Raw genomic sequence first — 12,487 nt, 5'->3', positions numbered from 1 at the left:
GAAACGTGCAAGGCATGGATCCGAGACCTCGCCGAGGAAGACCGCCGTGATCCGTCGAGTGGCCGGTCGGCTGCCCCCGCTTGCCGGGCGAAGACCCGGACGGGGAGGCGCTCGGCCGAGGGCAGGATGATGTGGGCGCGCTGGATGTGCTTGAAGGGCCTGCCCGATCGATGACGATGGCAGGCGCGTCAGGTCGGCGGCATTCGGGATCACACAGACAGTCCGAGCCATGCCTCAGACTCGCACACCCCCTGTGAATTCTCCGTATGCGTCTACTCAACAGCCTGCCCAGAGACACATCCCTCGGGGGCGACCCGGCCGAGGAAACCCACCGACGGGCCGACCAGATTTGAAAGATCCAGGCCATGATTGGCAGGGATCGAAGATGTCTGTCGCGGTGAATTCTGTATAAATCGTAGATAATTAAATTTTTATGCAAGAACTATTGAAAGATAATGCAGCAATAATGATATCCATTTAACGGTTATTTTCTTTTATTTTATCATATATTCTTATTTTTTATTTGGGGTGTCTTACGGATCCTGCAATATGACTCCATTGGCATAAAATGGTTGCAAACTACTCTGCCTGCGTGTCTATTGGCATGAAATATGCTTCTTCATAGGTTGGAGGTGCCTTGTGGCGATCCGACAAGGAGTTCCTGACGGAGCCAACACGTTCGACATATGCGTCGTTGGGTCCGGACCGGCAGGCCTCGCCGTTGCGCTCGCCTGTGGGAGCCGCGGTCATTCTGTTGTTGTCTTGGAAGCTGGCGGTGGAGGATCGGATCCGCCAGCGATGCACCCTGTCCATATCGTCGATCAGATCACCCACGCCCCACTCGATATCTCGACCCGTGCAGGCCTAGGAGGCACGTCATCGGCCTGGGGCGGGCTTTGCGTTCCCTATGATCCGATCGATTTTGTGGAGCGCCCGTGGGTCTCGATCCCCGAATGGCCGATCACCTATGGCGACGTATCGAGGTGGCATGCCGAGGCGGGGCGATTCCTCGATTGCGGGACCATTTTCGAAGATGCCGGGTCGACATCGGCCGAAACTGACGATCTCGATACCCGACAACTCGGGCGACTGGCCCGCACTTTTGCGCTCGGAACGGCACATCGCCGTACGCTTGCCGCCTCACGGCAGGTGACTGTCTGCCTAGGAACCCAGGCCCTCGGCATCGTTTGCGACCCTACGGGGGGGCATGTCATCGGCGTCGATGTCAGTTCCGCACATGGCGCGAAGCGGGTGCTCGCGCGGCGTGTGGTGCTTGCTGCAGGCGGTCTGCGGACCACCCAGATGCTCCTTGCTCTCGCCCGGGCTTGGCCACGTCACTTCGCGGCCGGCCGCGCCCCGCTAGGCAAGTACTACATGGGACATCTGACCGGCGAAATCGCCACGCTCGTGTTTCGTGATCCAAGACGAGCCATAGGCTTCCTGTACGATTGCGACGCAGAAGGTCGTTGGGCACAGCGACGCTTGAAAATTTCACCACAGCATCAGACGGCAAAACAGCTCCTGAACATAGCTTTCACGCTCAGGGCACCGCCACTCAATGATTACCGTCACGGTGATGGGGCGCTGTCATCGCTAGTTTTGCTTACATCTTTTCCGTTAATTGCCAAAATTTTTCATTCAGAACGAATGCAAGAAAGCATTTTTACCCGAAAGCGCGAAGACGTCATTAATCATCTGCGCAATATCGTTTGCCGACCAGCCTCAACGATACGCGGCATCTCGACTCTGGCCCGGCTGCGACGTGAAAAAATCCCGATCGTTGCGGCGAATGCCTCGGGTCGGTATTCCATCCGCTATCACGCGGAGCAACTACCCAATCCAGATAGTCGTGCGTATTTGGAAAACGATGCATCGAAACTTGTCGTCGATTTTCGCTACCACCCCGAGGACTTCAACTCGGTCGTCCACTCTCACGAGCTTCTCGACGACGCGCTGCGTACCGCGGGGATCGGCCACCTAGAGTATCATACGAATCTCGGCCGACCTGTCGACGCTGTGCGAGCCCTGGCTAGTGACGGCTATCACCAAATTGGAACGACACGCATGTCGAGTGATCCATTATCTGGCGTTGTGGATCCAGACTGCTGCGTTCACGGTCTTTCAAATCTGTACGTGGCTTCCGCAAGCACGTTTCCAACGTCGGGAAGCGCCAATCCTACACTACCTATCGTCACAATGGCACTTCGCCTGGCGGATCACATCTGCGCAACGATCAGTCGGGACGCCATCTCGGCAAGCCTCCCAGCTTCCAAATCCCTGGCCCCAGAACCAACGACCGGCGCCGTTTTCTAGGCGGCTTGGGAGAAACCTTGCATGGCTTCAAAGACGTCGTTGATGTCCTGCTGTCTTGATTTTGCCGGCCTGGCGGGTCGGCCGCCACGATCCACGCCCATTCCGGAATATCCCCCTGGATCCATGGGACGAGCCGACAAAGGAGCTCGTCGACTCGCCCCGCTGCCTCTGCGCGACTTGCTGGTGGGTGTAGCGATCGAGTTCCTCGATCAGCATCCGGTAGGCCCGCAGATCGTCGAGCGTCATGCCAAGCCCGTCGCGAGGGCCCTGGCCATCCTCACGACCCATGTCGAGGCCGATGCCTTTCGCGCGGATTGCCTCGTCCGTCCCGAGGAGATGGATCTCGTGGTCGCGCGTCAGAGCAGCGGTCCGGTCAGCGCTGAAACCGGCCTCAGGTCCCTCGCGCAGCAAGCGCCGTGCTTGATCGACGAGACGGTGCGCCTCGGCGATGTGGGCGAGGACCCGCCGGTCGGCCGTCGGGCCGTCGTTGATCTGCAGGGACCGGATGACCTCGGCCCTGAAGCGGCCGGTTCGCGCATTGACGAGAGCCGCCAACGCCTCCGGCCAGGGAAGCGGAGCCGGTTTGCCAGCGAGATCGTCGGGGAGGGGAGAGCGAAGCGCGTAACGGCCGGCGCGGCGCTGAACGAACTTCATGCGGCACATCGTACTTGGTCCCGTAGCACGCGAATGTCGCACACGCTCGGAGGCAAGCACCTGAAAACCAACAGCTCTGAGATTGCAGCGGCTTAGCCGCCGCGTGGCGCTCCCAAGGGGACTCGAACCCCTGTTTTCGCCGTGAGAGGGCGACGTCCTGGACCGCTAGACGATGGGAGCTGTCCCGGCGGATGGCGGCGGTATAGCGACGGTCCGGTCCCGGCGCAAGCCTCTTGGTCGGCGATCTCGGGCCGGCGGTCACGGATCCGTCGTGTGGCCGCCGGCGGGCCTCGTGCGCGTCGGCGGCCGTCGCATGCGGCCGCTTCGTTAAGCTTTCCGGTTTACGACTGCCCCGACCCGTGGCCCGCGGAACGATGGCGCCGCACCTTCCGTGCCGATCCCCTCATGCCGATCCTCCCGTTTCCCTGCTCCCGGCGCGCCGTCCTGACGGCCGGCACGCTCCTGGGCTTCGGGGTCCTGACGCTGCAGCACTCATGGCCGGCGCCCCTCGTCCGGCGGATCGCGATCGCCGACATGACCTGGGTCGAGGTGCGGCAGGCCCTCGATCAGGGCTACACGACCGCCATCGTCCCCAGCGGGGGCCTGGAGCAGAACGGCCCCTACCTCGCCATCGCCAAGCACGACAGCCTCGTCGCCTGGACGGCGCAGCGCATCGCCGAGGCGCTGGGCCACACGCTCGTCGCTCCGGTCGTCTCCTACGTCCCGCAGGGCGCCTTCGATCCGCCGACCGGCAACCTCGTCTTCCCGGGCACGCTCGGCGTCTCCGAGGAGGCCTATGCGGGCACGCTGGAGGGCATCGCCCGCAGCCTGAAGGCGCACGGCTTCCGCACCATCCTGTTCATCGCCGATCACGGCGGCTCCTTGGCGCCCCAGCGGCAAGTCGCGGCGCGGCTCGACCGCGAATGGGCCCCTCAGGGCGTCCGGGTGCTGAGCGTCGACGACTACTACGTCGCGGGCAACCGGGCGCAAGCGCTCTGGCTGGAGGCGCAGGGCGAGACGCCGGCGACGATCGGGGACCATGCCGGGCTCGCCGACCACGCGTCGCTGATGGCCGCGGCGCCCGAGCGCGTCGACTTCGCCCGTCCGACGCCGCCCCTCCTCGCCCGGCTCGGCCTCGCCAGCGACGGCAGCAGCGGCGACCCCCGCCGCGGGACGGCGGAGCGCGGGCGCGCGCTTCTCGCCCTTCAGGTCAAGGCGGCTCTGGCGCAGATCCGCAGCTTCATGGCCGTCAAGCAAGGATCGTGACGATGCCGACCGTTCCGACGCCGCCCACGCTCTGGAGCGTGATCCAGAATCTCGGCCAGAGCACGATCAGCATCTGGCTGCTGCTGACGCTGCTCGGCCTCGTGTTCACGGTCGTCAGCTGGGTCGCCCGGCCCTGCAATCCCGGCAGGCCCTGGTGGCGCAAGCCCGACGTCATCACGGATGTGTGCTACTGGTTCGTGATCCCGGTCGTCTCCGGCTACGCCCGGATCTGGCTCCTGGTCATCGGCCTGTTCGTGCTGAACGGGATCCCGGCGACGCTCGGGCTCCCCAGCCTGTTCGGGGAGGGGATCGGACCGCTCGCGGGCCTGCCCTTCTGGGCGCAGGTGCCGCTCTACCTGATCCTCTCCGATCTCGTGATGTACACGACGCATCGGCTGTTCCACACGATGCGGCTGTGGCGGTTCCACGCCATCCACCACTCCTCCGAGGAGATCGAGTGGACCTCGGCGGCCCGCTTCCACCCGGTCGACGCGATCTTCCACGGCGCGCTCTCGGACGTCGTCCCGCTCCTGCTCGGCATCTCCCCGGACGTGCTGATCGCCCTCCTTCCGTTCAACGTCGGCGTCTCGGCCCTCTCCCACGCCAACCTCGACTGGACCTTCGGCTCGTTCCGCTACCTCCTGGTGAGCCCCGTCTTCCACCGCTGGCACCACACCGGGCCGGACCAGGGCGGCAACAGCAACTTCGCGGGCTGCTTCCCGATGATCGACCTGGTCTTCGGCACCTTCTACATGCCGAAGGGGGACTTGCCGCAGGATTTCGGCAACGGCGACCCGGCCTTTCCGCGCGGGTTCGGCGACCAGCTCGTCCATCCGTTCCGGTCGCAGGAGCGGCCTGTCGGGCTGGAGCCGGGGCCGTCCTCATAAGCCTCTCCCTCTCCCCGGACGACTGAAGCATCAGTGGAAGGAGATCCGGGAAAGGGGAGGAGCTTACGGAAGGCGGGTCGCGCCGACACGAGAAGGCCCGGGACGGGCGCCGCGCGAACGCGGCACCCAGCCCGGGCCTCGTCTCATCCCGAAGGTCCGAGAAGGCCTACTCGGCCGCCTCGATCCGCGGGTGCTCGTGCTGCCGGCGCTCGCGCTTGACGAGGTCGGCGGTCAGGAACGCCACTTCCAGCGCCTGCTCGGCGTTGAGGCGCGGGTCGCAATAGGTGTGGTAGCGGTCGCGCAGATCCTCGGCCGTCAGCGCCCGGGCGCCGCCGGTGCACTCGGTGACGTTCTTGCCCGTCATCTCGAGGTGGATGCCGCCGGCATGCGTGCCTTCCGCCTGGTGGATGTCGAAGAAGCCCTGGATCTCCTTCATCACCCGCTCGAACGGCCGGGTCTTGTAGCCGCTCGCCGTCACGGTGTTGCCGTGCATCGGGTCGCAGGACCACACGACGGTGCGGCCCTCGCGCTCCACCGCCCGGATCAGCCCGGGCAGGTGGTCGCCGACCTTGTCGGCGCCGAAGCGGCAGATCAGGGTCAGGCGCCCGGCTTCATTCGTCGGGTTCAGCAAGTCCACGAGTCTGATCAGGTCGTCGGCCTTCAGCGACGGGCCGCATTTGAGGCCGATCGGGTTCTTGATGCCCCGGGCGAACTCGATATGGGCGTGGTCGGCCTGGCGGGTGCGGTCGCCGATCCACAGCATGTGGCCCGACGTCGCGTACCAGTCGCCGCTGGTCGAATCGACCCGGGTCAGGGCCTCCTCGTAGCCGAGCAGCAGGGCCTCGTGGCTGGTGTAGAAATCGGTCTGGCGCACCTCCTGGTGCGTCTCCGGGTTGATGCCGATCGCCCGCATGAAGTCGAGGGTCTCGGTCATGCGCTGCGCCAGGTCGGCATAGGCCGAGGACTGGGGCGAGTCCTTGACGAAGCCGAGCATCCAGCGATGCGCGTTCTCGAGATTGGCGTAGCCGCCGGTCGCGAAGGCGCGCAGCAGGTTCAGCGTCGCCGCCGACTGGCGGTAGGCCTCGGCCTGCCGACGCGGATCGGGCACCCGCTCGGCCTCCGAGAAGCCGATGCCGTTGACGATGTCGCCGCGGTAGCTCGGCAGCGAGACGCCGTCCACGGTCTCGGTCGGCGAGGAGCGCGGCTTGGCGAACTGCCCGGCGATGCGGCCGACCTTCACCACCGGCGAGCCGCCCGCGAAGGTCAGCACCAGCGCCATCTGCAGGAAGACGCGGAAGAAGTCGCGGATGTTGTCGGCGGAATGCTCGTCGAAGCTCTCGGCGCAGTCGCCGCCCTGGAGCAGGAAGGCCTCGCCGGCCGCGACCTTGGCGAGCCCCTGCTTCAGCTTGCGCGCCTCACCGGCAAAAACGAGGGGGGGAAAGCTCGCGAGCTGCCGCTCCACCGCCTCGAGGGAAGCGGAATCCGGATAATCCGGGACCTGCTGAATCGGCAGCCGCCGCCAGCTCGTGGGGGTCCAACGCTCGCTCATCGTCCTCTCCTCGCGCACCTCTTCGATAACCGGTCAGGTCGGTCGCGGAAGCCGGGCTTATAGGGGGGTTTGGCCCGCCGCGCGAGGGGTCTTGCGCAGGGCTGCTCTTCGCGGTGACCCGGGGTGATCTCGCGGCGCAGCATCGGCGCCCGGCCACGCGTGCCGGCTCGCACGCTCCGGCATTCGGCATAGGCACTCGGCACTGGACCTCTCTGTCAGCACATGACAGTATTCGCGCCGGATCGGTGCTGCCATGATTGATGCTTATCAAAGCAAAAGCTCCGCCGCATTGTTGCGGAATGTTCGATCTTCGATCGCGCAGGGCCGCCCGCGATGAGGCGGAGCATGCGACCGGCCGAGCCGGCGGGCGGCCCATCCCCTCCCGAGGTTCGGGCTCGGGATCTCCTGGCCCGGGATCTCCTGGCTCAGGATCTCCTAACCCGGGATCCCTCGCCCCAGGACGTCCGGACCATGGAGCGCCACCTCGCCGCTATCCTGGTCGCCGACGTGGTCGGCTACACCCGGCTCAGCGAGATGGCCGAGGAGGAGACCCACCGACGCCTGAAGATCCTGCGCGCCGGGATCATCGATCCGGTGATCACCGCCTGCGGCGGCCGGATCGTCAAGAATACCGGCGACGGCTTCATCGCCACCTTCCCGGAGGCCGGCCCGGCGGCGGATTGCGCGCTGGCCGTGCAGCGCCGCATCGCCGCGGCGATGGAGGGCGAGCCCGCGGAGGCGCGCCTGACCTTCCGGATGGGCGTCAACCTCGCCGAGATCATCGTCGAGGACGGCGACGTCTTCGGGGACGGCGTCAACGTGGCGGCCCGGCTGCAGGCCTATGCCGAGGCCGGCGACGTGATCGTCTCGGAGGCGGTGTTCTCCCGGGCGAGCGGCGCGGCGCGGGCGCTGGCGACCGATCTCGGGCCGCTCCCCTTGCGCAACCACGCCCGGCCGGTCCGGGTCTACGCCCTGCGGTCCGGGACGGGCTCAGGCCCGCGCGCCGGCGAGTGCGCGCCGGGCGCCGAGGCCCGGGCCTCGATCGCGGTGCTGCCGTTCCGGGCCTGCAAGCCGGACCGCCTCACCCTGGCGGACGGCTTCACCGACTGGATCGTCCGGGCGCTGTCGAACTTGCGCGACCTGTTCGTGATCTCCCGCGGCTCGACCCTGGCGTATCGCCGCGGGCGCACCGATCCGGCGGCATTCGGCCGCCGCCTCGGTGTGCGCTACGTCATGGACGGGACGATCCAGCATCACGGCGACACCCTGCGGGTCTGCACCGCGCTGATCGAGTGCGGCACCGGGGCGGTGGTCAGCGCCGACCATTACGAGGGCCTCGTCGACCAGGTCTTCGCCCTGCAGGACGCCATCGCCCTGAAACTGATCCGCAACCTCGCGCCGCATGTGCGCGAGCGCGAATTGCAGCGGGCCCTGCGCAAGCACCCCGCGAGCCTGACGAGCTACGACCTGCTGCTCCAGGCGCTGGACCTGCTGCACCGGATGGATGCCGAGAGCTTCGCCCGGGCCGGCGGCCTCCTGCAGCAGGCGATCGCCCTCGACCCGTCCTACGCGCCGCCCTTCGCCTACGCGGCCTGGTGGCACATCTTCCGGGTCGGCGAGATGGGCTCGCCCGATCCGGACGGCGACGGCCGGGCGGCGGCGGACCGGGCCCGCGCGGCGATCGAGCGGGACGCCAACGACCCCCTGGCGCTCGCGATCTACGGCCACGTCCAGGCCTATCTCCTGCGCGACGCGCGGACGGCGCGGCTCTTCCTCGACCGGGCGATCGAGGCGGGCCCGAGCCTCGCCATCGCCTGGACGATGAGCAGCGCCGCCCACGGCTTCGCCGGCGACGGGAGGCGGGCGGTCGAGCACGGCGAGACCGGCCAGCGCCTGGCGCCGAGCGACCCCTACACCTTCTGGCACGAGGGCCTGCTCGCCCAGGCCCACTACGTCGCGGGCGATTACGACGCGGCGGTGGCCTGGTCGCGCAGCGCGGTGGCGCGCAACTGCGCCATCCGCTTCACCCTGCGCACCTTCGCGGCGAGCCTGGCGGCGGCCGGCCGCCTCCCCGAGGCGGCGAAGGCGGCGGCGGAGCTGATGCGTCTCCAGCCGAGCTTCCGGCTCGAGGCTTACGCGCCGCGCTGCCCCTTCGCCGACCCGGTCCAGTCGCGCTGGATCGGGCACCTGCGGGCGGCGGGGCTGCCGGACTGACCTGACGCCGCGCCCGCCGTGGCGCCGGCTCGCGCCAAGGTGAGCTGGACGAGTTGAACCGGGACAGTCGGATCGGGGAGGGGAGCGATGACCGGCAATACGGGGAACACGGGCAATACCGGGAACACCGGCAATACGGGCAACACCGGCAATGCCGGCATCAACGGCGATGCCGGCGGCTGGTTCGTGCCCGACCGGCCGGACTTCCCGTTCTCCCTCGAGGTGACGGAGGAGGGCGCCGAGATCGGCGCCTTGCGCCGCCCGGTCTTCATCCGCGACGAGACCCGGGCGGACGCCACACGCCGGCGCATCGCCTTCCGCAGCCTGGATGACCCGACCGGCCGGTCGCTCGCCTTCGAGGACCGCGCCTGGGCCGGGCGCTGGTACGCCTATCGGGTGCTGCGGGACTTCGCCGCGACGGACTGGGACACGGACGCCCTCCACGACGCGATGGCGCAGATCCTCCTCGACCTGCGCGCCCGGACGAACGGCAGGAGCGGCCAGGACGTCGAGCTCGACACGCTGCTGGTGCTGGCGCGGGACGAGCGCGCCTCGGCGCTGGCTGAGATCCTGGCCCAGGACGTCGAGTTCATCACCGCCTTCCTGGAGGCCCTGTCGATGAATCCGGCCTCGCATCCCCGCACCTACCGGGTGCTGCACATCGCGAGCCTCGTCGGCTCCTTCGCGGCCCTGCGCTTCAAGGAGGACTTCGACCGGCCGCGGCCCTCCTTCCTCTGCCCGGCCCTGCTGCCCCCGGTGCCGGTGCCGGGGCACTCGTCCTTCCCGAGCGGCCACGCCACCCAGGCGCGGCTGATGGCGCGGTGCGTCGCCGCTGTCGTCCGCGTCGCCGGCCTGCCCCATGCCGAGCGCTGCCCTGTCGACGAGACCCTGAAGGCCCTCGCCCGGCGCGTCGCCCGCAACCGCGAGATCGCCGGGCTGCACTATCCGAGCGATTCGACCGCCGGCCACCGGCTCGCCGACGCGGTTTTCGGAGTTCTGTCGGCCCATCGCGGCGAAGGCCTGAGCCGCGGGGATTACGACCTGCCGCGCTTCGGCGACGCCGTGATCGCGGCCGCCCGGGAGCTCAACCCGGAGTTGGTCCTGCCCTCGGACGAGCCGTGAGCGGAGGGAGGCCGCCATGCCCCGGAACTCACAGACGCCCGAGCTGTCCCGAACCTCCGACGACAGTGCCGGGAATCCCGCGCCGCCCCTCGCCCTCCGGCCTCTCCCCCTGCCGCCGGCCGATCTCGACCCGACGCGGGCCGATCCGGATCTTCTCGCCTCCTACGGCCTCCCGGCGCCGCGGCCGGAGGATGGTCCGGCGGCGCGCGCCCTCCGCCGCGCCTTCCTGGCGCCGCCGCCGGACCGCCCCTTGCGCTTCGTGGAGGCGCTGCGGCCCGCCGTGGTCCCGCACGTCCTGGTCGCGCGCCCGCACGCCTCCGTGCCGGTGCGCCGCAGCGTGAACTGGTCGGGGGCCTCGCTCACCGCTTTCCACGGACGCCGCCTCGTCGGCGTGATGGCGCGCTGGCGCGTGCCGGCCGTGTCGGGGGAAGCGGGCCGTCCGGCCCGCGCCTCGACCTGGATCGGCCTCGACGGGCAGGGCGCCTACCGCAACGCCAGCCTGCCGCAGATCGGCACGCTGCAGGCCTGGGACGGTGCCGAGGCCCGCTACGAGAGCTGGGTGCAATGGTGGGCCCGGGGCGAGGACAACGCCCCCCAGCCCCTCGGCCTCGCAATCGCGCCGGGCGATACGGTGAGCGCGATCCTGACGCTCCTCGATCCCGCAACCGTGCGCTTCAACCTGAAGAACGAGACCGCCGGCACGATGCTCCAGGCCTTCGACCTCACGGCGCCGGGAGGCCGGCACGTCTCGGGGGCGAGTGCCGCGTGGATCCTGGAGCGCCCGAGCCCGCTCGATGCCGATGGCTGGCACCCTTACCCGCTCGCCGCCTACGGGTCGCTCCCCTTCGCCGCCTGCCTGGCGCAATCCCGCGGCCCCGGCGAGACGGCCCTGACCGAGCACGACCTCGCCCGCGCGAGCCTGATCCGCATGATCGCCCTCGATCGTGTCCCGGGCCACGCCCGCACGATCTCCTACCCGGCGCGGGTGAAGGAGGATCCGCGGGCGCTGACGGTAAGGGACGGGGCGCCGTTCTGACGCATCGGCCCCGCGGGGCCGGTCCGGCTCACCCCACCGCGACCGGCTGCTTGACCACCGAGGGCGTGCGCATCGTCACCAGCTCCTCGCCGGCGGTGGGGTGGACCGCGATGGTGCGGTCGAAATCGGCCTTCTTCGCCCCCATCGTCACCGCGATGCCGACCGCCTGGATGATCTCGCCGGCATCGTGGCCGAGCACGTGGACGCCGACCACCCGGTCGCTCGCCCGCTCGACGATGATCTTCATCAGAATCCGCTCGTCGCGGCCCGACAGGGTCGCCTTCATCGGCCGGAAGCGGGCCTCGTAGACGTCGATCTCGCCATAGAGCCGGCGCGCGACCTCCTCGCCGTGGCCGACGACGCCGATCTCCGGCGTCGAGAACACCGCGGTCGGGATCAGGCCGTGGTCGACCGCCCAGGGTTTTCCGCCGAACACCGTGTCGGCGAAGGCGTGGCCCTCGCGGATCGCGATCGGCGTGAGCGCCGCGCGGTTGGTGACGTCGCCGACGGCGTAGATCGACGGCGCGGCGGTCTGGGAGAAGCGGTCGACGGGGATCGCCCCGGCGACGTCGAGAGCGATGCCCGCCCGCTCCAGCCCGAGGCCCGCGACGTTGGGGCGCCGGCCGGTCGCCACCAGCACCTGATCGACCAGGATCTCGCTGCCGTCGTTCAGCGTGGCGAGAATCGCGCCGTCGCGCCGGTCGAGGCGGTGGACGGTGGCGTTCAGGCGCAGGTCCATGCGCTTGGCATAGGCCTCGCCGAGGGCCTGGCGGATCTCGCCGTCGAAGCCGCGCAAGAGCCGGTCGCCGCGGTGAAGCAGGGTGGTGCGGGTGCCCAAGCCCGCGAACACGCCCGCGAACTCGACCGCGATGTAGCCGCCGCCGACGACGAGGATCCGCTCCGGCTGGGTCTCGAGCTCGAACACCTCGTTCGACGTGATGGCGAGCTCGGCGCCGGGGATCAGCGGCTCCTTGACCGGGTGGGCGCCGACCGCGATCAGGATGTGGCGGGCGCGCACCCGCGTGCCGGAGCGGACCAGCCGCACCGTGTGCGGGTCCTCGATCACCGCCCGGTCGGCCACCACCTCGACGCCGGCCCGCATCAGGTTGGTGGCGTAGATGCCCTCGAGCCGCGTGACCTCGGCGTCGCGCCGGGCCTTCAGGGTCGCCCAGTCGAAGCGCGGGGTGCCGACCTCCCAGCCGAAGCCGGCGGCGTCCTCGAACTCGTCACTGAACCGGCCGGCATAGACCATCAGCTTCTTCGGCACGCAGCCGCGGATCACGCAGGTGCCGCCGACCCGGTACTCCTCGGCGAGCTGCACCCGCGCGCCGTAGCCGGCGGCGATGCGCGCCGCCCGCACCCCGCCGGAGCCGCCGCCGATCACGAACAGGTCCACGTCGAAGCCTTGGTCGTCGAAGGGCTCGTGCTCGGTTCCGCTCATGGCCA

Annotated in this window: 9 protein-coding genes and 1 tRNA gene; 6 read left to right on the top strand and 4 right to left on the bottom strand. The window is 68.8% G+C overall.

The window, feature by feature from the left end; genetic code table 11:
- The first annotated feature begins 798 nt into the window (after positions 1–798).
- A complete protein-coding gene (locus tag MFF64_RS22145; protein WP_238192395.1) occupies positions 799–2,313 on the top strand; it encodes a GMC oxidoreductase in 1,515 nt (504 codons plus the stop codon).
- 27 nt (positions 2,314–2,340) lie between these two features.
- Here MFF64_RS22145 and MFF64_RS22140 read toward each other — a convergent pair whose 3' ends face one another.
- Together MFF64_RS22140 and MFF64_RS22135 are read right to left on the bottom strand one after the other, a co-directional pair.
- Positions 2,341–2,967: a hypothetical protein gene (locus MFF64_RS22140; RefSeq protein ID WP_238192394.1), complete on the bottom strand. Its 627-nt coding sequence runs from the start codon at positions 2,965–2,967 to the stop codon at positions 2,341–2,343.
- A 104-nt stretch (positions 2,968–3,071) separates the two neighbouring features.
- Positions 3,072–3,147 (bottom strand) — tRNA-Glu (locus MFF64_RS22135).
- Positions 3,148–3,372: 225 nt separating this feature from the next.
- Between MFF64_RS22135 and MFF64_RS22130 the strand changes: the two genes are divergently transcribed.
- Both MFF64_RS22130 and MFF64_RS22125 read left to right on the top strand, forming a co-directional pair.
- On the top strand, positions 3,373–4,233 hold the full coding sequence (locus MFF64_RS22130) for a creatininase family protein (RefSeq protein ID WP_099901548.1): 861 nt from the start codon (positions 3,373–3,375) through the stop codon (positions 4,231–4,233).
- Between the two features lie 2 nt (positions 4,234–4,235).
- Positions 4,236–5,120 carry a sterol desaturase family protein gene (locus MFF64_RS22125; protein WP_238192393.1) on the top strand — a complete coding sequence of 295 codons (885 nt, stop codon included), beginning with the start codon at positions 4,236–4,238 and terminating at the stop codon, positions 5,118–5,120.
- 166 nt (positions 5,121–5,286) lie between these two features.
- Here MFF64_RS22125 and MFF64_RS22120 read toward each other — a convergent pair whose 3' ends face one another.
- Positions 5,287–6,669 carry a class II 3-deoxy-7-phosphoheptulonate synthase gene (locus tag MFF64_RS22120; RefSeq protein ID WP_099905165.1) on the bottom strand — a complete coding sequence of 461 codons (1,383 nt, stop codon included), beginning with the start codon at positions 6,667–6,669 and terminating at the stop codon, positions 5,287–5,289.
- Between the two features lie 471 nt (positions 6,670–7,140).
- Between MFF64_RS22120 and MFF64_RS22115 the strand changes: the two genes are divergently transcribed.
- The 3 genes from MFF64_RS22115 to MFF64_RS22105 all read left to right on the top strand — a co-directional run bounded on the left by MFF64_RS22115 (position 7,141) and on the right by MFF64_RS22105 (position 11,041).
- Complete coding sequence (locus tag MFF64_RS22115; RefSeq protein WP_165795795.1) at positions 7,141–8,883, top strand: adenylate/guanylate cyclase domain-containing protein; 1,743 nt, start codon at positions 7,141–7,143, stop codon at positions 8,881–8,883.
- A gap of 87 nt (positions 8,884–8,970) precedes the next feature.
- Positions 8,971–10,005, top strand: coding sequence for a phosphatase PAP2 family protein (locus MFF64_RS22110; RefSeq protein ID WP_099905161.1), 1,035 nt, complete (start codon positions 8,971–8,973; stop codon positions 10,003–10,005).
- Positions 10,006–10,021: 16 nt separating this feature from the next.
- Complete coding sequence (locus tag MFF64_RS22105; RefSeq protein ID WP_238192392.1) at positions 10,022–11,041, top strand: G1 family glutamic endopeptidase; 1,020 nt, start codon at positions 10,022–10,024, stop codon at positions 11,039–11,041.
- A gap of 28 nt (positions 11,042–11,069) precedes the next feature.
- On the opposite strand, the gene gor is transcribed toward MFF64_RS22105, so the two are convergent.
- Positions 11,070–12,482 carry a glutathione-disulfide reductase gene (gene gor / locus MFF64_RS22100; protein WP_099904672.1) on the bottom strand — a complete coding sequence of 471 codons (1,413 nt, stop codon included), beginning with the start codon at positions 12,480–12,482 and terminating at the stop codon, positions 11,070–11,072.
- Positions 12,483–12,487: the final 5 nt, after the last annotated feature.

The sequence above is a fragment of the Methylobacterium frigidaeris genome (assembly GCF_022179185.1).
Lineage (GTDB): Bacteria > Pseudomonadota > Alphaproteobacteria > Rhizobiales > Beijerinckiaceae > Methylobacterium > Methylobacterium frigidaeris.
The sequence above is the reverse complement of the archived record's forward strand: the minus strand, read 5'-3'. Positions and strand labels throughout refer to the sequence as shown.

Bases quoted from the DNA above. Each gene is read 5' to 3' on its own strand.
- MFF64_RS22125 (WP_238192393.1), top strand. From the start codon at position 4,236: ATGCCGACCGTTCCGACGCCGCCCACGCTCTGGAGCGTGATCCAGAAT.
- MFF64_RS22130 (WP_099901548.1), top strand. From the start codon at position 3,373: ATGCCGATCCTCCCGTTTCCCTGCTCCCGGCGCGCCGTCCTGACGGCC.
- MFF64_RS22145 (WP_238192395.1), top strand. From the start codon at position 799: ATGCACCCTGTCCATATCGTCGATCAGATCACCCACGCCCCACTCGAT.
- MFF64_RS22115 (WP_165795795.1), top strand. From the start codon at position 7,141: ATGGAGCGCCACCTCGCCGCTATCCTGGTCGCCGACGTGGTCGGCTAC.
- MFF64_RS22140 (WP_238192394.1), bottom strand. From the start codon at position 2,967: ATGAAGTTCGTTCAGCGCCGCGCCGGCCGTTACGCGCTTCGCTCTCCC.
- MFF64_RS22120 (WP_099905165.1), bottom strand. From the start codon at position 6,669: ATGAGCGAGCGTTGGACCCCCACGAGCTGGCGGCGGCTGCCGATTCAG.
- MFF64_RS22110 (WP_099905161.1), top strand. From the start codon at position 8,971: ATGACCGGCAATACGGGGAACACGGGCAATACCGGGAACACCGGCAAT.
- gor (WP_099904672.1), bottom strand. From the start codon at position 12,482: ATGAGCGGAACCGAGCACGAGCCCTTCGACGACCAAGGCTTCGACGTG.
- MFF64_RS22105 (WP_238192392.1), top strand. From the start codon at position 10,022: ATGCCCCGGAACTCACAGACGCCCGAGCTGTCCCGAACCTCCGACGAC.